This window comes from Acidovorax sp. ACV02 (assembly GCF_014851475.1).
In the GTDB taxonomy this organism is placed as follows: domain Bacteria; phylum Pseudomonadota; class Gammaproteobacteria; order Burkholderiales; family Burkholderiaceae_C; genus Acidovorax; species Acidovorax delafieldii.
Genome location: NZ_JACUZU010000005.1, coordinates 245,347 through 269,569, shown reverse-complemented (window position 1 = coordinate 269,569; position 24,223 = coordinate 245,347). Strand labels below are relative to the sequence as shown.

At 62.1% G+C, this 24,223-nt stretch carries 22 protein-coding genes and 2 tRNA genes; 14 read left to right on the top strand and 10 right to left on the bottom strand.

Going from position 1 to position 24,223, the window contains the following annotated elements; translation table 11 throughout:
* Positions 1–136: 136 nt before the first annotated feature.
* Together map and IB236_RS14110 are read left to right on the top strand one after the other, a co-directional pair.
* A complete protein-coding gene (gene map / locus IB236_RS14115; RefSeq protein WP_056067376.1) occupies positions 137–952 on the top strand; it encodes a type I methionyl aminopeptidase in 816 nt (271 codons plus the stop codon).
* Positions 953–1,047: 95 nt separating this feature from the next.
* A complete protein-coding gene (locus IB236_RS14110; RefSeq protein ID WP_192421222.1) occupies positions 1,048–3,648 on the top strand; it encodes a [protein-PII] uridylyltransferase in 2,601 nt (866 codons plus the stop codon).
* A gap of 33 nt (positions 3,649–3,681) precedes the next feature.
* Here the strand turns inward: IB236_RS14110 and def are convergent, their stop codons facing one another.
* Positions 3,682–4,221, bottom strand: a complete 540-nt coding sequence (gene def / locus IB236_RS14105; RefSeq protein WP_116749563.1) for a peptide deformylase — start codon at positions 4,219–4,221, stop codon at positions 3,682–3,684.
* Between the two features lie 164 nt (positions 4,222–4,385).
* Between def and IB236_RS14100 the strand changes: the two genes are divergently transcribed.
* From IB236_RS14100 to IB236_RS14080, 5 genes are all read left to right on the top strand, one after another.
* Positions 4,386–4,461, top strand: a tRNA-Asn gene (locus tag IB236_RS14100).
* 67 nt (positions 4,462–4,528) lie between these two features.
* A tRNA-Asn gene (locus IB236_RS14095) sits at positions 4,529–4,604 on the top strand.
* A 110-nt stretch (positions 4,605–4,714) separates the two neighbouring features.
* Positions 4,715–5,470 carry a leucyl/phenylalanyl-tRNA--protein transferase gene (gene aat / locus IB236_RS14090; RefSeq protein WP_192421221.1) on the top strand — a complete coding sequence of 252 codons (756 nt, stop codon included), beginning with the start codon at positions 4,715–4,717 and terminating at the stop codon, positions 5,468–5,470.
* A complete protein-coding gene (locus IB236_RS14085) occupies positions 5,467–6,225 on the top strand; it encodes an arginyltransferase (protein ID WP_192421220.1) in 759 nt (252 codons plus the stop codon). Before aat ends, IB236_RS14085 begins: the two co-directional genes overlap by 4 nt.
* Before the next feature lie 56 nt (positions 6,226–6,281).
* Positions 6,282–7,109, top strand: coding sequence for an IclR family transcriptional regulator (locus IB236_RS14080; protein ID WP_116749561.1), 828 nt, complete (start codon positions 6,282–6,284; stop codon positions 7,107–7,109).
* A gap of 275 nt (positions 7,110–7,384) precedes the next feature.
* On the opposite strand, the gene pbpG is transcribed toward IB236_RS14080, so the two are convergent.
* From pbpG to IB236_RS14050, 6 genes are all read right to left on the bottom strand, one after another.
* Positions 7,385–8,461 (bottom strand): D-alanyl-D-alanine endopeptidase, encoded by a 1,077-nt coding sequence (gene pbpG / locus IB236_RS14075; protein WP_056067362.1) that lies wholly within the window; start codon positions 8,459–8,461, stop codon positions 7,385–7,387.
* Positions 8,462–8,576: 115 nt separating this feature from the next.
* Positions 8,577–10,115, bottom strand: a complete 1,539-nt coding sequence (locus tag IB236_RS14070; protein WP_121943206.1) for a 2-isopropylmalate synthase — start codon at positions 10,113–10,115, stop codon at positions 8,577–8,579.
* A 205-nt stretch (positions 10,116–10,320) separates the two neighbouring features.
* Positions 10,321–11,154 carry a CDP-diacylglycerol--serine O-phosphatidyltransferase gene (gene pssA / locus IB236_RS14065; protein ID WP_056067359.1) on the bottom strand — a complete coding sequence of 278 codons (834 nt, stop codon included), beginning with the start codon at positions 11,152–11,154 and terminating at the stop codon, positions 10,321–10,323.
* Positions 11,155–11,346: 192 nt separating this feature from the next.
* Positions 11,347–12,363 carry a ketol-acid reductoisomerase gene (gene ilvC, locus IB236_RS14060; protein WP_056067358.1) on the bottom strand — a complete coding sequence of 339 codons (1,017 nt, stop codon included), beginning with the start codon at positions 12,361–12,363 and terminating at the stop codon, positions 11,347–11,349.
* A 63-nt stretch (positions 12,364–12,426) separates the two neighbouring features.
* Positions 12,427–12,918 carry an acetolactate synthase small subunit gene (ilvN, locus tag IB236_RS14055; RefSeq protein ID WP_015013659.1) on the bottom strand — a complete coding sequence of 164 codons (492 nt, stop codon included), beginning with the start codon at positions 12,916–12,918 and terminating at the stop codon, positions 12,427–12,429.
* A 144-nt stretch (positions 12,919–13,062) separates the two neighbouring features.
* The gene (locus IB236_RS14050) at positions 13,063–14,856 is read right to left on the bottom strand and encodes an acetolactate synthase 3 catalytic subunit (RefSeq protein WP_056067357.1); all 1,794 of its coding nucleotides are present in this window, start codon (positions 14,854–14,856) and stop codon (positions 13,063–13,065) included.
* Between the two features lie 292 nt (positions 14,857–15,148).
* On the opposite strand from IB236_RS14050, the gene IB236_RS14045 reads away from it, so the two are divergent.
* The 6 genes from IB236_RS14045 to IB236_RS14020 are packed head-to-tail and all read left to right on the top strand — an operon-like array spanning position 15,149 to position 18,680.
* On the top strand, positions 15,149–15,718 hold the full coding sequence (locus IB236_RS14045; RefSeq protein WP_056067354.1) for an RNA polymerase sigma factor: 570 nt from the start codon (positions 15,149–15,151) through the stop codon (positions 15,716–15,718).
* Positions 15,715–16,170 (top strand): DUF3619 family protein, encoded by a 456-nt coding sequence (locus IB236_RS14040; protein WP_099729939.1) that lies wholly within the window; start codon positions 15,715–15,717, stop codon positions 16,168–16,170. Before IB236_RS14045 ends, IB236_RS14040 begins: the two co-directional genes overlap by 4 nt.
* A gap of 20 nt (positions 16,171–16,190) precedes the next feature.
* Complete coding sequence (locus IB236_RS14035) at positions 16,191–17,090, top strand: DUF3106 domain-containing protein (protein ID WP_056067350.1); 900 nt, start codon at positions 16,191–16,193, stop codon at positions 17,088–17,090.
* Between the two features lie 37 nt (positions 17,091–17,127).
* Complete coding sequence (locus IB236_RS14030) at positions 17,128–17,679, top strand: RDD family protein (protein WP_082522553.1); 552 nt, start codon at positions 17,128–17,130, stop codon at positions 17,677–17,679.
* Between the two features lie 4 nt (positions 17,680–17,683).
* On the top strand, positions 17,684–18,094 hold the full coding sequence (locus tag IB236_RS14025) for a diacylglycerol kinase (protein ID WP_056067346.1): 411 nt from the start codon (positions 17,684–17,686) through the stop codon (positions 18,092–18,094).
* Positions 18,087–18,680: a TIGR00730 family Rossman fold protein gene (locus IB236_RS14020; protein ID WP_056067344.1), complete on the top strand. Its 594-nt coding sequence runs from the start codon at positions 18,087–18,089 to the stop codon at positions 18,678–18,680. The genes IB236_RS14025 and IB236_RS14020 overlap by 8 nt, the downstream gene beginning before the upstream one ends.
* A gap of 174 nt (positions 18,681–18,854) precedes the next feature.
* Here the strand turns inward: IB236_RS14020 and IB236_RS14015 are convergent, their stop codons facing one another.
* A complete protein-coding gene (locus tag IB236_RS14015) occupies positions 18,855–19,193 on the bottom strand; it encodes a P-II family nitrogen regulator (RefSeq protein WP_015013651.1) in 339 nt (112 codons plus the stop codon).
* Between the two features lie 54 nt (positions 19,194–19,247).
* A complete protein-coding gene (locus IB236_RS14010; RefSeq protein WP_056067341.1) occupies positions 19,248–20,906 on the bottom strand; it encodes an NAD+ synthase in 1,659 nt (552 codons plus the stop codon).
* A gap of 80 nt (positions 20,907–20,986) precedes the next feature.
* On the opposite strand from IB236_RS14010, the gene IB236_RS14005 reads away from it, so the two are divergent.
* Positions 20,987–22,246 carry a GNAT family N-acetyltransferase gene (locus tag IB236_RS14005; protein ID WP_192421219.1) on the top strand — a complete coding sequence of 420 codons (1,260 nt, stop codon included), beginning with the start codon at positions 20,987–20,989 and terminating at the stop codon, positions 22,244–22,246.
* 105 nt (positions 22,247–22,351) lie between these two features.
* On the opposite strand, the gene IB236_RS14000 is transcribed toward IB236_RS14005, so the two are convergent.
* A complete protein-coding gene (locus tag IB236_RS14000) occupies positions 22,352–24,103 on the bottom strand; it encodes a methyl-accepting chemotaxis protein (protein ID WP_192421218.1) in 1,752 nt (583 codons plus the stop codon).
* Positions 24,104–24,223: the final 120 nt, after the last annotated feature.

Genomic DNA, 24,223 nt, shown 5'->3' with positions numbered 1-24,223 from the left:
GTAGCGGCCTGTTGGGGGGTGTCAGGGGTAGAGGGTGGCTCCGGGCGCCAGCGTGCAACCAGCACCGGAGCCTTCCATTTTACCGGGCATGGCCGGGCCGCCTGCGCAGCCGGGGGCCCAATGGGATAATTGCGCCATGAGCATCACCATCAAAAGCGCCGAGGACATCGAGGGCATGCGCCTGGCCTGCCGTCTGGCCTCCGAAGTGCTGGACTACATCACACCGCACATCAAGCCCGGCATCACCACCAAAGAAATCGATCGCCTGGGCGCCGAATGCATGGCCCAGCAGGGCACCATCTCGGCCACCGTGGGCTACCAGCCACCGGGCTACCCGCCCTACCCGGCTTCGCTGTGCACCTCGGTCAACCATGTGGTATGCCACGGCATCCCCAACGACAAGCCGCTCAAGAAGGGCGACATCGTCAATGTGGACGTGACCGTGATCACCAAGGACGGCTGGTACGGTGACAACAGCCGCATGTTCCTGATCGGCGAGTGCTCGATCGCTGCCAAGCGCCTGTCAGCGCTGACGTTTGAAGCCATGTGGCATGGCATCGTGCAGGTCAAGCCTGGCGCGCGGCTGGGTGATATCGGCCACGCGATCCAGAAGTTTGCCGAAGGGCACGGCTTCTCGGTGGTGCGCGAGTTCTGCGGCCACGGCATTGGCCAAAAGTTCCACGAAGAACCCCAGGTGCTGCACTATGGCAAGCCCGGCACACTCGAAGAACTGGTACCCGGCATGGTGTTCACCATCGAGCCCATGATCAATGCCGGCCGCCGCGAAGTGAAGGAATTTGGCAACGACGGCTGGACCATCGTGACCAAGGACCACAGCCTGTCGGCCCAGTGGGAGCACACGGTACTGGTCACGCCCACGGGGTACGAGGTGATGACGCTGTCAGCAGGTTCGCCCCCGTTGCCGTCCTTTGTGACTGCCACCAAGACCTGAGGCGAGCGCCGGGCCACCGGTTCCCGCGCAAAAAGGCAGCCGCTTGCACAACTCTTGCATGGCTTTTTCATGGCCTCCCACGATACTTACCGACCATGACTGAACTCCATGCCCTGCGCGACGCCTACCGCAGCGACAAGGCCGCGCTGCTGGCGGCCATGCAATCCACCGGCGCATCGACACGCGGCATCCGTGTGCTCCTGCGCAAGCTGTCGTCGCTGGCGGGCAACCTGCTGCAGGCCCTGTGGCAGCGTGCTGAGCTGCCCGACGACATGGCCCTGGTGGCCGTCGGCGGATTTGGGCGCGACCAGTTGTTCCCCTATTCCGATGTCGATGTCCTGTTGCTGCTGCCCGACGGCACGGCGCCCGAGGCCGGCAGTGCCTTGCGCACCAAGCTGGAAGGCTTCATCGGCAGCTGCTGGGACACGGGCCTGGAGATCGGATCGAGCGTGCGCACGGTGGCCGAGTGCCTTGCCGAAAGCGCGGGCGATGTCACCGTGCAGACCTCGCTGCTCGAATCGCGGCTGGTGTGTGGCAGCGCCGCGCTGTTTGCAGAATTCCAGCGCCAGTACCGCGCGCAGATGAACCCCCAGGCGTTTTTGGTCGCCAAGACCCTGGAGATGCGCCAGCGCCACACCAAGTACGAGAACACGCCCTATTCGCTGGAGCCCAACTGCAAGGAGTCGCCCGGCGGGCTGCGGGACCTGCAGATGATCCTGTGGGTGTCACAGGCTGCCGGGCTGGGCAGCAACTGGAAGGAACTGGCCACCAGTGGCCTGGCCACGGCCTTTGAAGTGCGCCAGATCGAGCGCAACGAGGCACTGCTGTGCCTGATTCGCGCCCGTCTGCATGCGGCTGCCGGGCGGCACGAAGACCGGCTGGTGTTCGACTTGCAGACCGCCGTGGCCGAGTCGTTCGGCTACCGCTCGCAAGCACCCGATGGTTCGCGCCTGCCCATGCGGGCCAGCGAAAGTCTGATGCGGCGGTACTACTGGGCAGCGAAGGCCGTGTCGCAACTCAGCCAGATCCTGCTGCTCAACATTGAAGAGCGCCTGAACCCATCGACCCATGAGCCGCGTCCGATCAACGAACGGTTCTTTGAGAAGGCGGGTCTTATCGAGGTGGCCAGCGACGACCTTTACACCCGCGACCCGCTTGCGATCCTGGAGACCTTCCTGCTCTACCAGACCACGGTCGGACTCAAGGACCTGTCGGCGCGCACCTTGCGCGCGCTGTACAACGCACGCGGCGTGATGGACAGCGCCTTCCGTCGAGATCCGGTCAATCGCGATGCCTTCATGCGCATCCTGCAGCAGCCCTCGGGCATCACGCACGCCATGCGGCTGATGAACCAGACCTCGGTGCTGGGGCGCTACCTGTGGCCGTTCCGTCGCATCGTGGGGCAGATGCAGCATGACCTGTTCCACGTCTACACGGTGGACCAGCACATCCTGATGGTGCTGCGCAACGTACGCCGGTTCTTCATGGCGGAGCATGCACACGAATACCCGTTTTGCTCGCAGCTGGCGGGCGGCTGGGACAAGCCCTGGATTTTGTATGTGGCGGCGCTTTTCCATGACATTGGCAAGGGACGCGGTGGCGACCACTCGCAAATCGGCGCTGAAGAAGTGCGGCGCTTTTGCCGCCAGCACGGCGTGGACCGCGAAGATGGCCGGCTCATCGAGTTTCTGGTGCGTGAGCACCTGACCATGAGCACCGTGGCGCAAAAGCAGGACCTGAGCGACCCCGATGTGATTGCTGCCTTTGCACGCCGCGTGGGCAATGAGCGCAACCTCACGGCCATGTACCTGCTCACGGTGGCGGACATCCGTGGCACCAGCCCCAAGGTCTGGAATGCCTGGAAAGGCAAGCTGCTGGAAGACTTGTACCGCGCCACGCTGCGCACCCTGGGTGGCCGCGCACCCGATGCTGCGGCCGAAATCGAAGCCCGCAAGCGCGAGGCGCTGGTCCTGCTGGCGCTCAACGCCCTGCCCTTTGAGGCCCACAAGGCGCTGTGGGCCACGCTGGATGTGAGCTATTTCATGCGCCACGACGCTGCCGACATTGCCTGGCACACACGCCACCTGTCGCGCCATGTGGGCACGGCCAAGCCGGTGGTGCGCGCCCGCCAGTCGCTGGCGGGTGATGGGCTGCAGGTGATGGTCTACGCCGCCGACCAGGCCGACCTGTTTGCACGCATCTGCGGCTACTTCGATCGTGTGGGTTTCAGCATCCTCGATGCGCGGGTGCACACCGCCAACAACGGTTATGCGCTGGACACCTTTCAGGTCGTGGCCTCTTCGGCATCGGAGCAGCCCGGACACTACCGCGAGCTGACCCACATGGTCGAGAGCGACCTGATGCGCGTGATCGAGGAAGGCGGCCCTTTGCCTGAACCCACCCGCAAGCGGGTGTCACGCCGGGTCAAGAGCTTTCCGGTAGCGCCCCGGGTGACCTTGCGCCCCGACGAAAAGGCGCAGCGCTGGCTGCTGGCGATCTCGGCCAGCGACCGTGCCGGTCTGCTCTATCTCGTGGCACGCATCCTGGCGCAGCATCACCTGAGCGTGCAACTGGCCAAGGTCAGTACCCTGGGCGAGCGGGTGGAAGACACCTTTCTCATCCAGGGCCCAGAGCTGCAAAACAACGCCCGCCAGATCCAGATCGAGACCGAGCTCCTGCAGGAGCTGTCGTCCTGACCGCGCGGGGATAGGCCCAGGAGAGGATCTCTATCAGTCGTCTTCGGTGGCACTGATCTCCGGGAACAGCACCTCGGTAAACCCGAACTGCGTGAAATCACGCACCCGCATGGGATACAGCTTGCCGATCAGGTGGTCGCATTCGTGCTGTACGACGCGCGCATGGAAGCCCTCTACCGTGCGGTCAATGGGGTCGCCGTACAGATCGAAGCCTGTGTAGCGGATGCGCGACCAGCGGGGCACCTTGCCGCGCAAGCCCGGCACGGAGAGGCAGCCCTCCCAGTCTTCCTCTTCTTCCACCCCAAGTGGCGTGATCACCGGGTTGAGCAGTACGGTGGGCGGCACAAGCGGCCGATCCGGATAGCGCGGATTGCGGTCATTGGAACCAAAAATCACCAGTTGCAGATCCACCCCAATCTGCGGCGCGGCAAGGCCGGCTCCGTTCACGGAGGCCATGGTCTCGAACATATCCCGCACCAGCTGATGCAACTCGTCAGTGTCGAACGCAGTGACAGGCTGCGCCACGCGCAGCAGGCGGGGGTCGCCCATTTTCAAAATGGTGTGGATGGTCATGAAATATGAGACAGGCTTGGAGACAAGGCACAGACTGCCAAATTGGCAGCAGGGTGCCCAGCATATCGCGCCATACGGCTTCCGGTTGGCGCGTGGGTTTGCGAACCGATGCAGTCAGTTTTGTGGATTCGGCACAATTTTTGTGTATATAATCTAAGTCTTGTTCCTCGATAGCTCAGTCGGTAGAGCGCCGGACTGTTAATCCGTAGGTCCCTGGTTCGAGCCCAGGTCGAGGAGCCAAGAATTTGCAGGCCCTGCATGAAAAAAGCGGGGCCTTTTAATTAGTCAGTTGATAGATACCGATCATTCCTCGATAGCTCAGTCGGTAGAGCGCCGGACTGTTAATCCGTAGGTCCCTGGTTCGAGCCCAGGTCGAGGAGCCAATCTGAAAAAGCCCCACACTTTCTGAGTGTGGGGCTTTTTTGTTGGCCGCCCCGACCACGCAACGTGCCAGTGCGTGCCAGACAATGGTGCCTTTGCGACACACACCCGCATGCCCCCGCAACTACCCTGGCTCGAACCTGACGCCCCCCTTCCCGCCCCGACCCTTGCGTGGGGAGAGGGCGACCCTGCGCCGGGACTGCTGGCCGCAGGTGGTGCACTGGATGTGGACAGCCTCCGTGCCGCGTATGCGCAGGGTACCTTTCCCTGGTATGGCCCTGGGCAACCCATCCTGTGGTGGGCACCCGATCCGCGCATGGTGCTGCCAGTGTCGGAATTTCGGCTGCATCGATCACTGAACAAACGGCTGCAGGCGTTTCGCAGACAGGCGCATTGCGAAATACGCGTCGATAGCGCATTCCACGACGTCATCACGGCTTGTGCCACCAAGGAACGCGAGGGCCAGGCTGGAACCTGGATCGTGCCGGAGATGGTGAACGCCTACACTGATTTACACCGAGCAGGCCATGCCCACAGCGTGGAAACCTGGGTGGACGACCAGCTCATAGGGGGCCTGTACTGCTTGGCACTGGGTCGTGCGGTGTTCGGAGAATCCATGTTTGCCCATGCGACCGACGCCTCCAAGATCGCTCTTGCAGCCTTGGTCTGCCTGTGCCGCCGCCATGGCATCACCTTGATTGACTGCCAGCAGAATACGCGGCACCTGACCTCCCTGGGCGGCCGGGAAATACCCCGCGCCGATTTCCTGGTACATGTGGACAAAGCGCGACAACAGCCTGCCATCCCCTGGAGATTTGAGCCCGTATACTGGAACGAGCTGCTGCCAACCAAGATCGATCCGGCATGACGCAACTCAATGACCTTCCACTGCAGACCCTGCAGTTTTACGCGACAGCCCCCTACCCCTGCAGTTACCTGCCGGACCGTCAGGCACGATCGCAGGTCGCCACCCCCAGCCATCTGATCCAGAGCGATCTCTATTCCGACCTCGTAACCAAAGGGTTTCGCCGCAGCGGCATGTTCACCTACCGCCCCTATTGCGACGGATGCCAGGCGTGTACACCGCTGCGGGTCCTGGTCAACGAATTCAAGCCTGATCGCAGCCAAAGACGCGCGGCAATAGGCCACGGCCAGTTGCAGGCCCGGGTGCTACGGCTGTGTTTTGTGCCCGAACATTACCAGCTGTACCTGCGCTACCAGAACGGCCGCCATGCAGGCGGGGGAATGGACCATGACAGCATCGACCAGTACACACAGTTTCTGCTGCAAAGCAGGGTGAACTCAAGACTGGTGGAGTTCCGCGAGACCGACGCATCAGGCGAACCCGGTGCGCTCAAGATGGTCTCCATTCTTGACGTGCTCGATGACGGCCTGTCTGCCGTGTATACGTTTTACGAACCCGAGCCCCATTGCAGCTACGGCACCTACAACGTCATGTGGCAAATTGCGCAAGCCCATGCACTGGGCCTGCCCCATGTCTACCTGGGGTACTGGATAGAAACCAGCCCCAAGATGAACTACAAGGCACGCTTTGTGCCCCACGAAATCCGTACCGATGGGCTATGGCACCGGGTATCAGACACCGGCCACGCGAGCACCTGAATACGCGTTAACATTTCACAAGATAAAATGTAGCGGCCTTCGCACCATAGCCGCTCATGAAAAAAACCGATTCCAGCATCCCTCTCAAACCCAGCGTTCAGGTGCTTGAGCGCATGTTCACTCTGATCGATGTTCTGGCTTCTCGTGAAGAGGCGATTTCCCTCAAGGAAATCAGCGAAAAGACAGGGCTGCACCCCTCTACGACTCACCGCATCCTGAATGACCTGACCATCGGACGGTTTGTGGACCGCCCCGAATCTGGCAGCTACCGGCTCGGCATGCGACTGCTGGAGCTGGGCAACCTGGTGAAGGCACGCCTGAGCGTTCGTGATGCGGCGCTGACCCCCATGCGCAGTCTGCACAAGCTGATCCAGCAGCCCGTGAACCTGAGCATGCGCCAGGGCGATGAGATTGTGTATGTGGAGCGCGCCTACAGTGAGCGGTCGGGTATGCAGGTGGTGCGAGCCATCGGCGGCAGGGCACCACTGCACCTGACCTCTACAGGAAAGCTCTTCCTCGCACTGGATGACCCCCAGCGCGTTCGTGCCTACGCCACCCGCACCGGTCTTGCAGGCCATACCCGCAACAGCATCACCCAGCTGCCCGTGCTGGAGCGAGAACTGGCAAAGGCCCGGCAATACGGCATTGCCCGCGATAACGAAGAGCTTGAGTTGGGCGTGCGCTGTATGGCAGCCGGTGTGTATGACGACCAGGGAAAACTGGTAGCAGGCCTGTCCATTTCAGCCCCCGCTGACAGACTGGATGAAGGCTGGCTCCCCAAGCTGCAAGCAACGGCGAACGAAATTTCACTGGCCCTGGGTCATACACCAAGTACCGACGCCAGTCACAACCCAATCACCAACCAACGCACCGAATTGCGTTGACGTTCTACATCCACACCCCATTTGCCAAAGGCGCAATGGGCGGGGCCGCAGTGGCGCATTGAGGCATCGAGGCTGGCGCTGCACGGTGTGGATGGGACACGCGCGGCAGGCCTCCGGCACGGTCTTGCCAGCTCATCGCGTCCCAACCCATTCAAGGCAAGAGATGACCGCTGACCCGATTCACCCAAGACCATTTGCGAGTACGGACTCGCACTACAAACAAAAACGCCTGACAGGACCAGCCTGTCAGGCGCATGTGGGGAGATGTCTGCCTATCAGCCGTTGTTGCTCCGTACCGCCTGTAAAGGTGCGGCCAGCGAAGGATTCGACTCCACCCAGCGGCGCACCCGCTCGGCATCGCCCAATCGACTGAATTTACCTGCAGAGTCCAGGAACACCATGATCAATTTGCGCCCGGCCACCTGGGCTTGCATCACCAAGCAACGCCCTGCCTCGGAGATATAACCGGTCTTCTGCAGACCGATGTCCCAGGTAGGATTTTTCACGAGACCGTTGGTGTTGTTGTACTGAAGCGTCTTATGCCCCACCGCCACTTCATAGCCGGGGGAAGTGGACAGCTCGCGCAACAAAGGATCTCCATGCGCCACACCCACCAGCGTTGCAAGATCGCGGGCACTGGACTGGTTACGACTGGACAGACCCGTGGGCTCCACATAGTGGGTATCGTTCATGCCCAGCGACTTGGCCTTGGCGTTCATTTGCGTCACAAAGACCTCCAACCCACCCGGGTAAGTACGACCCAGTGCATGGGCTGCCCGGTTCTCGCTGGACATCAGCGCCAAGTGCAGCATCTCGCCACGCGTTAGCGTGGTACCCACGGTCAGACGCGACCGACTCCCCTTTTCGGTGTCTACATCGTCCTGCGTGATGGTGACAGGCTCGTCCATGGGCAACTTGGCCTGCGAAATCAGCATGCCCGTCATGAGCTTGGTCAGCGAGGCGATGGGAAGCACAGCCTGATCGTTCTTGCGGAGCAACACCTCATGGGTGTCTTGGTCCACCACCAGCGCTACGCTGGACTTGAGGTCCAGCGGATCATTGACCTCGTGCAAGCCCGCCATCTGGCCGAAAGAGGGCTTGGCTGGAACAAACGCCACCTTGGTAGGTGCTTTGGCAGTCCGGGCAGCGACGCGCGTGGGCTTGATGCTGGCGGCCACCTTGCGTGGTGCCACGGCACGCTTCGCGTTGCTTGCGCTGACCTGCTGTTTTTTGACCCCTGGCTTTTTGACATCTGCCGCATGCACAGAGGGGGAAATGAGGGCAGCGCTCACGAGCGCGAAACCCATCCACTGGAAAAATCGATTCACTGCAGCGTTGCGGCGATGGTGCATCAAAGTGCTCCAAACGGTAAGAATTATTGAGCAGTGTACAGAATCAAAAAAAGTCGCGCAAGATCAATACCTTGCGCGACTTTCCGAGAAAGTGAGTGAATTATAAATTGATCACTCAGCCTTGTGCGGCCACCCGATCGGCTTTACTTTGTAACTTGTTCAAAGCGCTAAGGTAGGCCTTCGCCGACGCCACGACGATGTCTGGGTCCGCGCCCACACCATTCACCACACGCCCGCTGTTCTGCAACCGCACTGTGACCTCGCCCTGGCTCTCGGTAGAGCCACTGATGGCATTGACGGAATACAACACCATTTCGGCGCCACTCTTCACATGCGATTCGATGGCCTTGAGCGAGGCGTCGACAGGACCGTTGCCCTCGGCCTCGCCGCGCACCTCATGCCCATCCACGGTGAACACGATGCGCGCACGGGGCTGCTCACCGGTTTCGCTTTGCTGGAACAAGGATACGAACCCGTATTGCTCTTTTTCAGCAGTCACGCTCTCGTCGCTCACCAGTGCCAAGATATCTTCGTCAAAGATCTCGCTCTTGCGATCGGCCAATTCCTTGAAGCGCGTGAAAGCGGTGTTGACTTCAGTTTCGCTGTCCAGGCTGACACCCAGTTCCTGCAGGCGCTGTTTGAAGGCGTTACGACCACTGAGCTTGCCCAGCACGATCTTGTTGGCGCTCCAGCCCACATCTTCCGCCCGCATGATCTCGTAGGTATCGCGTGCCTTGAGCACGCCATCCTGGTGGATACCGCTGGCATGAGCAAATGCGTTGGCACCCACCACGGCCTTGTTGGGCTGCACCACAAAACCAGTGGTCTGGCTGACCATGCGGCTGGCTGCGACAATGTGCTGGGTATCAATCCCCAGTTCAAGGCCAAAGTAGTCACGGCGGGTCTTGACTGCCATCACGACCTCTTCGAGGGAGCAATTACCGGCGCGCTCACCCAGACCGTTGATGGTGCATTCGACCTGCCGCGCACCACCAATCTTCACACCGGCGAGCGAGTTGGCCACTGCCATGCCCAGATCATTGTGGCAATGCACCGACCAGATCGCCTTGTCGCTATTGGGGATGCGCTCGCGCAGTGTCTTGATGAAGTTGCCGTACAACTCCGGAACGGCATAGCCCACGGTATCGGGCACGTTGATGGTGGTGGCACCTTCTGCAATCACGGCTTCCAGCACGCGGCACAAAAAGTCGGGGTCGCTGCGGTAGCCGTCCTCAGGGCTGAACTCGATGTCACCCACCAGGTTGCGGGCGAAACGGACCGACTGTTTGGCCTGCTCCAGCACCTGGTCAGGCGTCATCCGCAGCTTTTTCTCCATGTGCAACGCCGAAGTGGCAATGAAGGTGTGAATACGGGCACTCGCCGCGCCCTTGAGGGCCTCGGCAGCGCGTGAAATATCACGATCATTGGCCCGAGACAGGGAACAGATGGTGGACTCCTTGATGGCGTTGGCAATCGCCTGCACGGCTTCAAAGTCGCCATTGGAGCTGGCTGCAAAACCGGCCTCGATCACATCCACCTTCAGACGCTCGAGCTGGCGGGCAATGCGCAGCTTCTCGTCCTTGGTCATCGAGGCGCCGGGAGACTGCTCCCCATCGCGCAAGGTGGTATCGAAAATGATCAGTTTGTCAGCCATGTTGTTCTCCTGGTATCAGTGGGTGGGGCCCCGCAACGTAGAAATCTGGCGCCCAAAACAAAAGGCCCGTCGCGGGTGCAAACGGGCCTTTGTGGAAAGTGTGCGCGTGCGCCTACTGTCTCCGCCCGTGGGGAGGTAGCAGTAGCGCCAGAGCAAACAAATTCATATGGCGCAATGTAGCACAACTGGCCGGATATCACGGTCATCACTTGTGCAGACCGCGCTCGTCAGGTTCGTCGGTAGAGGTGCTGATCACGCTGCTGTGCTGCCCTTTGGCCTTGCGCCAGGCGTACACACCATAACCACTCAGGCCATAGAACACGAACACACCAAACAGCACGATAGGGGGGTGGATGTTGATGACAGCGATGCCCAGCGCGATGAGCACGATGGCAGCAAAAGGCACGCTCTTTTTCATCTGCACATCCTTGAAGCTGTAGAACGGCACATTGGTCACCATGGTGAGCCCTGCATACAGCGTGAAGGAGAACATGATCCAGGTCACCTGGCTCCATGTCAGCCAGTGGTCTTCGCCGGGACGCACGCCCAGCTCGGTCATCAACCAGATAAATCCTGCCACCAAGGCCGCAGCGGCTGGTGAAGGCAGCCCCTGGAAATAGCGCTTGTCCACAACGCCCGTATTCACGTTAAAGCGCGCCAGGCGAAGCGCCGCACAGGCACAGTACACAAACGCAGCAATCCAGCCCCAGCGGCCCAGACCCTGCAGGGACCACTCATAGGCAATCAGGGCAGGCGCAGCACCAAAGGACACCATGTCGGACAACGAGTCCATCTGCTCGCCAAACGCACTCTGGGTATTGGTCATGCGGGCCACGCGCCCGTCCAGGCTGTCGAGCACCATCGCGCAGAAGACGCCCACCGCCGCCTGATCAAACCGGCCATTCATGGCCATGACGATGGAGTAAAAGCCCCCAAACAGCGCCGCCAGCGTGAACAGATTGGGCAGGATGTAGATGCCTTTGCGCCTTTTGCGCACCATCACACCGGGGTTCTCGGTGGACTCATTGCCGTCATGCATCAAACAGACCTCCAGCGCTTGCAAGTATTGCACAAGCAGCTATTAAATTTATAGTATTGAACCATTTCCCGCAGGAATACCGACTGCCAAGCGCGCAAAAGGCGAAGGCCGCAGTGTAGCGCCTGCCCACCATGCCGCCCGCCAATGAAAAAGGCCACCGAAGTGGCCTTTTGACGCTTCAGAAACGAAACATCAGTTGCGGGTCTGGTCGACCAGCTTGTTCTTGGCGATCCAGGGCATCATGGCGCGCAGCTGGCCGCCCACCTTTTCGATGCTGTGGTCGGCCGTGTTGCGGCGGCGGGCCGTCATCGATGGGTAGTTCAGGCGGCCTTCCTGGATGAACATCTTGGCGTAGTCACCGTTCTGGATGCGCTTGAGGGCATTGCGCATGGCAGCGCGCGACTGCTCATTGATCACTTCAGGGCCGGTCACGTACTCGCCGTATTCGGCGTTGTTCGAGATCGAGTAGTTCATGTTGGCAATGCCGCCTTCGTAGATCAGGTCCACGATGAGCTTGAGCTCGTGCAGGCATTCGAAGTAGGCCATTTCGGGCGCGTAGCCGGCTTCGACCAGGGTTTCGTAACCCATCTTGATCAGCTCCACCGCACCGCCGCACAGCACGGCTTGTTCGCCGAACAGGTCGGTCTCGGTTTCTTCCTTGAAGTTGGTCTCGATGATGCCGGCCTTGCCGCCGCCATTGGCTGCTGCGTAGGAGAGCGCCAGATCACGGGCCTTGCCGGACTTGTCTTGGTGCACGGCCACCAGGTGAGGCACGCCGCCGCCTTGGGTGTAAGTGTTGCGCACAGTGTGGCCTGGGGCCTTGGGGGCGACCATCCACACGTCCAGGTCAGCACGGGGCACGACTTGGTTGTAGTGCACGTTGAAACCGTGGGCAAAGGCCAGCGAAGCGCCTTGCTTGATGTTGGGTTCGACGTTGTTCTTGTACACGGCTGCGATGTCTTCATCGGGCAGCAGGATCATGACCACGTCAGCGGCCTTCACGGCGTCGTTGACTTCCAGCACGTTCAGGCCAGCCTTGCCGACCTTGTCCCACGAGGCACCGCCCTTGCGCAGGCCGACCACCACCTTCACGCCGCTGTCGTTCAGGTTTTGTGCGTGGGCATGGCCCTGCGAGCCGTAGCCGATGATGGCCACGGTCTTGCCCTTGATCAGGCTCAGGTCGGTGTCTTTGTCGTAGAAAACTTTCATGGGTCGCTCCGGTTGAAATGCGTTGTTGGGGGGATTGAAATGGGAAAAACGGGGTGAATTGTCTTACACACGCAAAATGCGCTCGCCCCGGCCGATGCCGCTGGCGCCCGTGCGCACGGTTTCCAGGATGGCCGTGCGGTCGATGGCTTGCAGGAACGCGTCGTTCTTGGACTGGTCACCCGTCAGCTCGATGGTGTAGCTCTTCTCGGTCACGTCGATGATGCGGCCACGGAAGATATCCGCCATGCGCTTCATCTCCTCGCGCTCTTTGCCCACCGCGCGCACCTTCACCATCATGAGCTCACGCTCGGTGTAGGCACCTTCGGTGAGGTCAACCACCTTGACCACTTCAATGAGGCGGTTCAGGTGCTTGGTGATCTGCTCGATCACGTCATCGGAGCCCGTGGTCTGGATGGTCATGCGCGACAGCGATGCATCCTCGGTGGGCGCCACGGTGAGCGACTCGATGTTGTAGCCACGGGCCGAGAACAGCCCCACGACGCGGGAAAGAGCACCAGGCTCGTTTTCCAGCAAGACAGCAATGATGTGTTTCATGATGAAGAGATTCCTCTTTTTGCTGCCCTCCCCCATGCACGGTAATGCATGGGCTTGGCAGGCAATAGATTCGTCAAAAATTTAGATGCTATCTATTCGATAGCTGGTAGCGCATGAAAAACATGCGCCTGAGGCCGATTTGGCTTAAAGGTCTTCCGACCCCAGCAGCATTTCGGTGATGCCCTTGCCGGCCTGCACCATCGGGAACACGTTCTCGGTGGGGTCGGTGCGGAAGTCCATAAACACCGTGCGGTCCTTGAGCTTGCGTGCTTCGCGCAACGCAGGCTCCACGTCCTTGGGGTGTTCGATCAGCATACCTACGTGGCCATAGGCCTCGGCCAGCTTCACGAAGTTGGGCAGCGCGTCCATGTAGCTGTGGCTGTACCGACCGGAGTATTCGATCTCCTGCCACTGGCGCACCATGCCCAGATAACGGTTATTCAACGAGCAGATCTTGATCGGCGTGTTGTATTGCAGGCAGGTGGACAGTTCCTGGATGTTCATCTGCACCGAGCCTTCGCCCGTAATACAAAACACTTCGGACTGTGGCTTTGCCAGCTTGATCCCCATGGCATAGGGAATGCCCACACCCATCGTACCCAGACCACCGGAATTGATCCAGCGGCGCGGCTCGTCGAAGCGGTAGTACTGCGCCGCCCACATCTGGTGCTGCCCCACGTCGGATGTGATGTACGTATCACCATCCTTCGTCATGTTCCACAGCGTCTCTACCACATACTGTGGCTTGATCACATCGCCGCTGCCCATGCTGTACTTCAGGCACTCGCGCTTGCGCCAGCCTTCAATAGTGTCCCACCAAGCAGCCAGGGCACCGGCGTCAGGGCGGGTGCTGCTCTCGCGGATCATGGAAATCAGCTCGGTGAGCACGTCCTTCACGTCACCGACGATCGGGATGTCGACTTTCACGCGTTTGGAGATGCTCGACGGGTCGATATCGACGTGGATGATCTTGCGGTCGTTCTGCGCGAAGTGCTTGGGGTTGCCGATCACCCGGTCGTCAAAGCGCGCACCCACTGCCAGCAGCACGTCGCAGTTCTGCATGGCGTTGTTGGCTTCGATGGTGCCGTGCATGCCCAGCATACCCAGGAACTTGCGGTCGCTGGCCGGATAGGCCCCCAGGCCCATCAACGTGTTGGTGACCGGGTAGCCCAGCATGTCCACCAGCGTGCGCAGCTCGTTGGTGGCGTTGCCCAACAGCACGCCGCCGCCCGTATAGATGTAAGGGCGCTTGGCCGCCAGCAGCAGCTGCAGGGCCTTGCGGATCTGTCCGCCATGGCCCTTTCGTACGGGGTTGTACGAGCGCATTTCTACCGTTTGCGGGTAGCCGGTGTAAGGCACCTTCTTGAAGGAAACATCTTTGGGCACATCCACCACCACAGGGCCTGGGCGGCCGGTACGGGCAATATGGAAGGCCTTCTTCATCGTCGCGGCCAGGTCGCGCGGGTCCTTGACGAGAAAATTGTGCTTGACGATGGGGCGGGTGATACCGACCGTATCGCACTCCTGGAAGGCATCGAGCCCGATGGCGGGCGTGGGCACCTGACCAGAAATGATCACCATGGGGATCGAATCCATGTACGCGGTCGCGATGCCGGTCACGGCGTTGGTCAAGCCGGGGCCCGAAGTGACCAAGGCCACGCCGACTTCACCCGTGGCGCGAGCGTAGCCGTCGGCAGCGTGCACGGCGGCCTGTTCGTGACGCACCAGCACGTGCTGGATGGTGTCTTGCTTGTAGAGCGCGTCGTATATGTACAGAACCGCGCCGCCAGGGTAGCCCCAGATGTACTGGACGTTCTCTGCCTGGAGGGCCTTGATGAGGATCTCAGAACCCATGAGGTCCTGCGAACCGGAAGCGGGAGATGTGTTGCCCTGCGAAGCAGCAGCTGCTGAAGAGATTTCAGCCTTGGAGATTTCCATGATCGATCAACCTTTGTGAATTTCTCTGACGAAAAACCTTGGGTGCCCCTCGCACGCGCTCTTGTGAAGCCAGCTTGGAACTTGAGGCCAAGGACATAGGCGGGATGATTGCCGCGCCGGACCGTGACCCGTTTGCCTTTTGAATTGCAGGTGGATTATCGCACTGCAACACTCACAAAACGCTCCGCAGCCGAAAAAAACTCCGGCGGGTGCGATAATCTGCGGTTTTACGGCGCCGTTGAGTTGCGAAACTGCAGATATCTGCGCCGATCTCCTCCCGGGCTGACCCGTCTTGGCAACCGAACAAGAACTTTCCGATTTCCTCAAAAGCGTAGAAAAGCGCGCGTTCAAGCGCTCGGTCTACCACGTTCGCAACGAGGAAGCGGCGCTCGACATCGTGCAAGACAGCATGCTCAAGTTGGCCGAGCATTACGGGGACAAACCGGCGGGCGAACTGCCCATGCTCTTCCAGCGGATTCTTTCCAACTGCACCCTGGACTGGTTTCGCCGCCAGAAGACGCGCAATGCACTGTTTTCGAGCATGAGCGACTTCGAAGGCCCAGGTGAAGATGGCACGGATTTTGATCTGCTCGAAGCGTACTCGGGGACAGAAGACGGCGACAAAGCCGAAAGCGCGGAAGACCTGACCCGCCGGGCCCAGATATTCCAGGGCATTGAAGAAGAAATTGCAGAGTTGCCACCACGTCAACGGGAAGCGTTCCTGATGCGTTATTGGGAGGAAATGGACGTCGCAGAGACGGCTGCCGCCATGGGCTGCTCCGAAGGCAGTGTCAAAACACACTGCTTTCGCGCCATACAAACCCTCAGCAAGGCACTGAAGGCCAAAGGAATCGAGCCATGAAGAACACTGTACAGACCCCACCGACCCAAGCTGAAGCTGCTGCCGAGCGCTTTGCGCTGCGCGTCACGGCGCGCCTGTCCAGCGGCACCGACGCCCTGCCCTATGACATCTCCGAGCGGCTGCGCGCCTCGCGCATGCAGGCGTTGGCCAAACGTAAAGTCACCGCGCCAGTGCATCGCACCGCCTCCGCAGCAGTGGTGGTCAACGCAGGCAGCACCGCCACATTGGGCCGTGGCGGCGAAGGCGGTGGCTGGTGGAATGCCCTGGTGTCCGCCGTGCCTCTGCTGGCGCTGGTCGTGGGACTGGTGGTCATCAACATCGCGCAGGACGAACGCAGTGCCAACGATGTGGCCGAGGTAGATGCCGCTCTGCTGACCGATGACCTGCCTCCCGCCGCTTATTCGGACCCAGGCTTCGTACAATTCCTCAAGACCTCCGCGCAGTCAAACTGACCTGCCTGACTCTGGACTGCATGCACCCAAGCCCCTCTGAAGCCCCCTCCACGCTGCCAGCCTTCGTGCTGGCATTGGCGCTTCTGGGTGCGCTTACTGCTGGTGGCTGGCAGGCGTTGGTGCAGATGCGCATGGCCCCCAGCACAGTGCTCCAGGCGGGCGCTGAGGCCGCAGTGGCCCGCCCCAATAACGCCCGCACAGACCTGTCTGCCGTGAACATGCCCCCTGCCACGGAATCAGGACCAGGCTGGGGCACGCTCACCACGGCGCAAAAACTGGCGCTGTATCCGCTGTCGGAACGCTGGGCGCTGATCAGCGAAGCCCAAAAACGCCGCTGGCTCGACTTGGCCATCAACTACCCCAGTCTTTCGGAAGAGGAACAACGCAAGTTCCATGACCGCATCACCGACTGGGCCAATCTGAGTGCCCAGCAGCGCAACCAGGCACGCTTGAACTACGCGGTCACCAAGCGCCTGGCTGGGGACGACAAACGGGCGCAGTGGGAGGCCTACCAGGCACTGTCTGACGAAGAGCGCAAGGCGTTGGCCTCCAAGGCGACCCCCAATCCCCATGGGGCTGCCACGGCCCTGCGCCCTGTCTCGCCCAAAAAGCTGGCCCAGGTGCCCGCAGCAACGCAAGCCAACCCCGATCGGCCCAACGCCCCCAAGATTCCACCGGTGGTAGACCACTCGCCCCGCGTTGCGGCCCCTGTGCCTCAGCCGACGGCGCCTGCGATGCCATCCACCCCCGCATCCGCAGCGCCGGCAACCTCGATGGGTGGCGTGGAAACAGCGCCCGTGGCGATCCCCAGTGCGGTGCCTGCTGTACTTCCGCCCCTGGGCTCTGGCGGAGCCGACAGCACGGGCTCGCCCGGCACCCCCGCGGTAACACCTGACACCTCCGGCCTGTATCCTCAGTAGGTTTCAACCTGCCCTGGCCCGACGGGCCTGACCTGGAATGTCCGTTTCTCCCTCTCCCACCACGCCCCAGCCTGCGGCCAACGCATCAAGCGGTGTCCTTGCGGGCGGCCCCACGCCCAACCTGTGGCGGCGCATGGCCTGCTGGCTGTACGAAGGCATGCTGATGTTCGGCGTGGTCTTTATCGCCGGGTACCTGTTTGGCACGCTGAGCCAGACGCGCAATGCGATGGACAACCGCCATGCGCTGCAAGCCTTTCTCTTTGTGGTGTTCGGTATTTATTTCACCTGGTTCTGGGCCAAAGGCCAGACCCTCGCACAGAAAACCTGGCACATCCGCGTGGTGGGCACTGCAGGGCAACCCATCAGCCAGCCGCGCGCCTTGTTGCGGTATGTATTGAGCTGGCTGTGGTTTCTGCCGCCGCTGGCGGCAATCGCACCATTTTCCCTGTCGGGAGGCGAGTCCGCCGTGATCGTGCTGGGCTGGGTGGCCATCTGGGCGCTGCTCAGCCGGTTCCACCCCACGCGGCAGTTCTGGCACGACGCGCTGGCTGGCACCCGGCTGGTGCACTACGAAATTCCCAAAAAATAAGCGCATGCAACCCTCTTCCCCTCCTTCAGCGGCCCCGGCCAACCCCCAAAAGGCACGCACGGGTCTCAACCGCATCTGGCATGCCGCCGGCTATTCCATGGAAGGGCTGCGGGCCGGCTGGAACGAGAAGGCCTTCCGCCAGGAGGCCATCGCCGCCATGGTGCTGCTGCCGCTGTCGCTCTGGCTGGGCCGCAGTTGGGTCGAAGTCGCCTTGTTGGCGGGCTCCGTGGTCATCGTGATGATTGTGGAGTTGCTCAACACGGGCATCGAGACCGCCATCGACCGCATCGGGCCCGAGTGGCATGACCTGTCCAAACGCGCCAAGGACATGGGCAGCGCAGCGGTTCTGCTGGCCTTGCTGCTGTGCATCGGCATCTGGGCCGCCGCATTGTTTCAGAGGTTTTTCCATGGCTGAACCCACTTTTTCTGTGTGCGTATATTGCGGATCGCGCCCCGGCGACAACCCCGCCTATGCCCAGGCGGCGCAGGCAGTGGGCCAGTGGATCGGCGCCCACAACGGACAACTGGTATACGGCGGTGGCCGCAGTGGCCTGATGGGCACGGTGGCCGAGGCAACGCGTCTGGCGGGCGGCCGGGTGGTGGGGGTGATACCGCAGGCGCTGGTGGACAAGGAGCTGGCCAACCGCCAATGTGACGAGCTGCACATCGTGCAGACCATGCACGAACGCAAGGCCATGATGGCAGAGCGCAGCGATGCCTTCCTCGCCTTGCCCGGCGGCATCGGCACCTTTGAAGAACTGTTTGAAGTGTGGACCTGGCGCCAGCTGGGCTACCACGACAAGCCCTTGGGCTTGCTCAACGTGGGGGGCTACTATGATGGCCTGCTGGGTTTCTTGCAGGGCAGCGTGGCCAGTGGCTTCATGGGTGAATGGCAGATGGGCCTGTTGCACGCATCCACCGATGCAGAGGGCCTGCTGCGCGCGCTGGTGCAAGACGCGGGGCCCGACCAAGCGCCTGTCCCGCTGCGCTCGGTGATCTGACTCCCCCGCACTCCGAAACTGGAGCGGCCCACAAGCCAAGGCCACCGAGCAAGGGCCAACAGGCTGCGCATTCGGCGCTTCGCTTGCTTGCGCTGGCGTTGCCTCCCTTTTCTCGAATGGCGCAGCCGTTCAAGAGAAAGGGCAAGGTAAGAAACGACTCAGGGGGTTGTCACCTCACACCGCTGCGTCGTCCAGATCGCCCGTGCGAATACGCACCGTGCGCTCCACGGCGGTCACAAAAATCTTGCCGTCACCGATCTTGCCGGTGCGCGCCACGTTCACGATCGCGTCCACGCAGCGGTCCACATCCTCGGACTTGACGACGACCTCGACCTTCACCTTGGGCAGAAAGTCCACCACGTATTCCGCGCCGCGGTACAGCTCGGTATGGCCTTTCTGGCGGCCAAAACCCTTCACTTCGGTCACCGTGAGGCCGGTCACGCCGCATTCGGCCAGGGCTTCGCGGACTTCTTCGAGCTTGAAGGGCTTGATGACGGCGGTGATCATTTTCATGGCGGGTCTCCTGGAGGATGTAAAAAATCGGGCTGGGGGCACGGCGCCGAAGCGTCACGCCCTGAATTTGCTGGTGATAGGGTAACGCCAGTCCTTGCCAAAGCTGCGGCGCGTGACACGAATCCCTACCGGCGCCTGGCGGCGTTTGTACTCGTTGAGCTTGATCAGGCGCGTCACGCGCTCGACATCGGCCCGGGCGAAGCCGCTGGCGATGATGGACTCGATGGGCTCATCATTTTCCATGTAGCGGGCCACGATGGCGTCCAGCACCTCATACGGCGGCAGGCTGTCCTGGTCCTTCTGGTCGGGTCGCAGCTCGGCACTGGGCGGCCGGGTGATGATGCGCTCAGGGATGGGGCTGGCGCAGGTGCCATACGGGTCGTTGGCATTGCGCCAGCGGGCCAGATCAAACACCCGGGTCTTGGCCACGTCCTTGATCACGGCAAAGCCGCCGGCCATGTCGCCGTACAGCGTGCAGTAGCCGGTGGACATCTCGCTCTTGTTGCCGGTGGTCAGCACGATGGCGCCGAACTTGTTGGACAGCGCCATCAGCAGCGTGCCCCGGATGCGTGCCTGCAGGTTTTCTTCGGTGGTGTCTTCGGGCAGCCCGGCGAATTCGGTGGCCAGCGCGGCCTTGAAGGCCTCGAACTGCGGCTTGATCGAAATCTCGTCATAGCGCACGCCCATGCGAGCGGCCATGTCGCGCGCATCGATCCAGCTGATGTCGGCGGTGTAGGGCGACGGCATCATCACCGTGCGGACCTTGTCGGCACCGAGCGCGTCCACCGCAATCGCCAGCACCAGCGCCGAGTCGATGCCGCCCGACAACCCCAGCAGCGCGCCCGGGAAGCCGTTCTTGCCCACATAGTCGCGCACACCCAGCACCAGGGCATCCCACAGGTCGGCCTCCAGCGTGCGCTCTGGGGCAACCTCTGCTGTAATTTTGATAGCACCCTGGGCAGATTCGACTAGCGCATAGACCAGTTTTTCCACAAAAGCAGGGGCCCGGGCCGCGACCGAGCCGTCGGCGGCCAGCGCAAACGACCGGCCTTCAAACACCACCTCGTCCTGCCCGCCCACCAGGTGGGCGTAGACCAGCGGCAGGCCCGTCTCGACCACACGGGCGCGCATGGTGGCCTCGCGCTCTGTGCCCTTGCCCAGATGGAAAGGCGATGCATTGATGACTGCCAGCAACTGCGCACCGGCGGCAGCGGTATCGCGCGCGGGGGTGGCAAACCAGGCGTCTTCGCACACCAGCACACCCACCTTCACGCCCTCCACCTCGAACACGCAGGGCTTGCTGCCGGGCACGAAGTAGCGCCGCTCGTCAAACACCTGGTAGTTGGGCAGCTCGCGCTTGGCATAGGTCTGCTCGATCTTGCCGTCGCGCATCACGCTGGCGGCGTTGAAGCAGACGCTGAAGGCCTGGGCGCCAGGGGCCATGGCCTGTGGATGGCCCAGCACGATGGCCAGGCCTTTCAACCCCGCAGTCTCGCGGGCCACGGTTTTCACGGCATCATCGCAGGCCGCAATGAAGGCAGGGCGCAGGAACAGGTCTTCGGCCGCGTAGCCGCAGATGGCCAGCTCCGGTGTCAACAACAGGCGAGCGCCCTGGGCATAGGCCTCGCGGGCTGCCGCAATGATCTTTTGGGCGTTGCCGGGCATGTCGCCCACAACAAAGTTGAGCTGCGCAGTGCAAATGGAGAGCGTCATGGAACTGGAATCGGCCCCTGCGGCCAGGTTGAATACCGCCGTTGCAGGCCCGCAATCAAAGGTGCATCACAGGGGCCTGCATGGCTGAAGCTGCCATTATCGCCCGCGTGCTCCCCTCCGTGCTGGACGTGGACACTGCCGCCTGGAACCACCTGCTGGCGCAGCAAAGCCACCCCACGCCCTTCATGCGGCATGAATACCTGGCCGCGCTGGAAAGCAGCGGCAGCGCCACGCCGCGTACCGGCTGGACGCCCCGCTTCATGACGCTGTGGGACGGCGACACCCTGGTGGCAGCCTGCCCCCTGTACCTCAAGAGCCATTCGTACGGCGAATATGTGTTTGACTGGGCCTGGGCCAGCGCTTACGAGCAGCACCGTGTGCCCTACTACCCCAAGGCCGTCATTGCCGTGCCCTTTACGCCCGTGCCGGGCAGCCGGCTGCTGGCCCGCGATGCCGCCACGCGCGCCCTGCTGGTGCAGGCGGTGTGCCAGTGGTGCGAGCAAGAAGACGTGTCGTCCGTGCATGTGCTGTTTGCCAGCGATGACGATGTGCTGACCAGCGCGCAACAAGACCTGATGCTGCGGCACACCGTGCAGTTTCACTGGAAGAATGAGCGGCCCACGCTCCCTGTGGCCCAGGGGGTAGCCGCCACCGACGGCGAAACCCCGCGCTACCAGGACTTTGACCAGTTCCTCGCCAGCCTGTCGCAAGACAAACGCAAGAAGATCCGCCAGGAGCGCCGCCGCGTTGCCGATGCCGGAGTCACCTTCCGCTGGTCACGCGGGGCGGACATCAGCGCTGCAGACTGGGATTTTTTCTACCGCTGCTACGAGCGCACCTACCTGGAGCACGGCAACCCGCCCTACCTCACGCGCGACTTCTTCGCCCGCATGGCAGCGGACATGCCCGAGGCCTGGCTGCTGTTTGTGGGGGAGAGGGACGGGCGGCCTATTGCTAGCAGTTTGATAGCTACCGGCGCATATGCATCTAGCGCTTCAGCCCCAAAAGACGCTGAATCACGCCCCGAATCACGCTCCGAGCTGGTGGCCTATGGCCGCTACTGGGGCGCGCTGGAACGTGTGGACTGCCTGCACTTCGAGGCCTGCTACTACCAGCCGCTGCAGTGGTGCATCGCCCACGGTGCCGTGCGGTTTGAGGGGGGAGCCCAGGGCGAGCACAAGATGGCCCGCGCGCTGCTGCCCGTGCAGGCCACCAGCGCGCACTGGCTGGCACACCCGGCATTTGCTGAGGCGGTGCAGCGCTTTCTGGACCGCGAAGGCGCGGGCGTGGAAAGCTACCTCGGCGACCTGCAAGCGCGAAGCCCCTTCAGGGCCGCCTGACCTGCAGTGGTCAGGCAGGACGCGCGGACGAGATCAAAGCCAGGTTTGAATCAACACACGGCGAAGGCAGGGCCCGTCACGCCTGCCGAGGGCGGCGAGTCACTGTCAAAAACTCTCCCAGTCAGCATCATTGCCGCTGCCCGAACGAGCTGGCGCCGTTGACACAAGAGCCGGTGCGGGCTTGGCGGCCGCACGCAGGGGCGGCACCTTGGACTGGGCCACAGGGGCTGGTCGGCTGGAACCGGCCAAGGCCGGAGATGGGCCTGCAGCCTTGGGCACATACGCAGAGGCAGACGCAGCCGGCTGCGCAGCCTGCGCTGGCGACAGCTTGAAGAACGCCACCGTGCTCACCAGGTCCTGCGCCTGGTTGTTGAGGCTGGCGGCGGCGGCGGCCATTTCTTCCACCAGGGCAGCGTTTTGCTGGGTGACCTGGTCCATCTGCGTCACAGCCTCGCCCACCTGGGTCACACCCTGGCTTTGTTCAGAGCTGGCGGCACTGATCTCGCCCATCAAATCCGTGACACGTTTGATCGAGCCCACCACCTCGGTCATGGTTGCCCCCGCCTGATCGACCAGCGTGGTGCCTGCGGCCACGCGTTCCACGCTGTCGTTGATCAGGGTCTTGATCTGCTTGGCCGCGTCGGCCGAACGGCCCGCCAGGCTGCGCACCTCGGACGCCACCACTGCAAAGCCCCGGCCCTGCTCACCCGCACGCGCCGCTTCGACGGCCGCGTTCAGCGCAAGGATGTTGGTCTGGAAGGCAATGCCATCGATCACACCGATGATGTCGGCGATCTTGCTGCTGCTGTCGTGGATGCCCTTCATGGTGTCCACCACCTGGCTCACCACCTCTCCGCCATGCACGGCCACCGTCGATGCGCTCTGCGCAAGCTGGTTGGCCTGGCGGGCGTTGTCGGCGTTCTGGCGCACGGTCGAATTGAGCTGCTCCATGGATGCCGCCGTCTCCTGCAGGGCGCTGGCCTGCTGCTCGGTGCGAGCGCTCAGGTCGTTGTTGCCCTGGGCGATCTCCGACGACGCCGTGGCCACGTTCTCGGAGCCGGAGCGCACATGCCCCACGATGCGCGACAGGTTTTGCTGCATTTCGTCCAGCGAGCGCAGCAGCTGGGCCATCTCATTGCGGCCGTTGCCCACGTCGGGAATCTGCACCGACAGATTGCCGTGGCTGATTTCATCGGCCGCCTGCACCGCACGCTGCACCGGCCCCACGATGGAACGCGTGGTCCACAGCGCAAACAATGCGCCCAGCACCACCGACACCACCGCCCCCAGCGCCAGCACCCACTGGCTGGTGCCTGCGGCCTGGATGATGGCGCCCTCGAACTCATCGAGCTGCTTGTGCGTGTTGTCCGCCACATCGGCCAGCGACTGCAGGTAAGCGGTGGCCAGGGGCTTGAGGTCGCTGTCCACCAGCGCAAACACGTCTTCCCCAGCCTTTTTGCGCTCCAGCAATTTGGCGCGCGCGTCCACATAGGCCTTGCGGGTCACCGCCACACGCTCCATCAGCGCCTTTTCGGTGGGGTCGTCCACCAGCGCCTCCAGCTTCTTTTGCGCCTCGCTGGCCCGTTGGGACGTGGTGGCCATGTCTGCCGTGAGCGACTGGATGTAGCCCGCATCCGTGGCCTTGAGCGACGCCGACGCCCGCACCCAGTTCAGGTCGATGGCCGCCTTCCACTCCTGCGCCAGGGCGTTGCGTTCCATTTCGACAGTGGCAATGCGACTGCTGGCCTCCTTGAGTACCGCCAGTCGCCAGACGCCGGTGGCGGCGATGGTGGCGGTGATCAACAGCACAAGGCCAAAGGCCAGGCTCAGGCGCGCTCCGATTTTCAGGTTGCTCATGGGAATCTTTCGTGGTTTTTATGGGGGCTTTTGCCAGCCATGGGTGCGCCGATGTGGTGCCACGCACCTGCGCGGGACAACAAGGAATCAGCGGCTGGAATGTGATAATTATATTATATT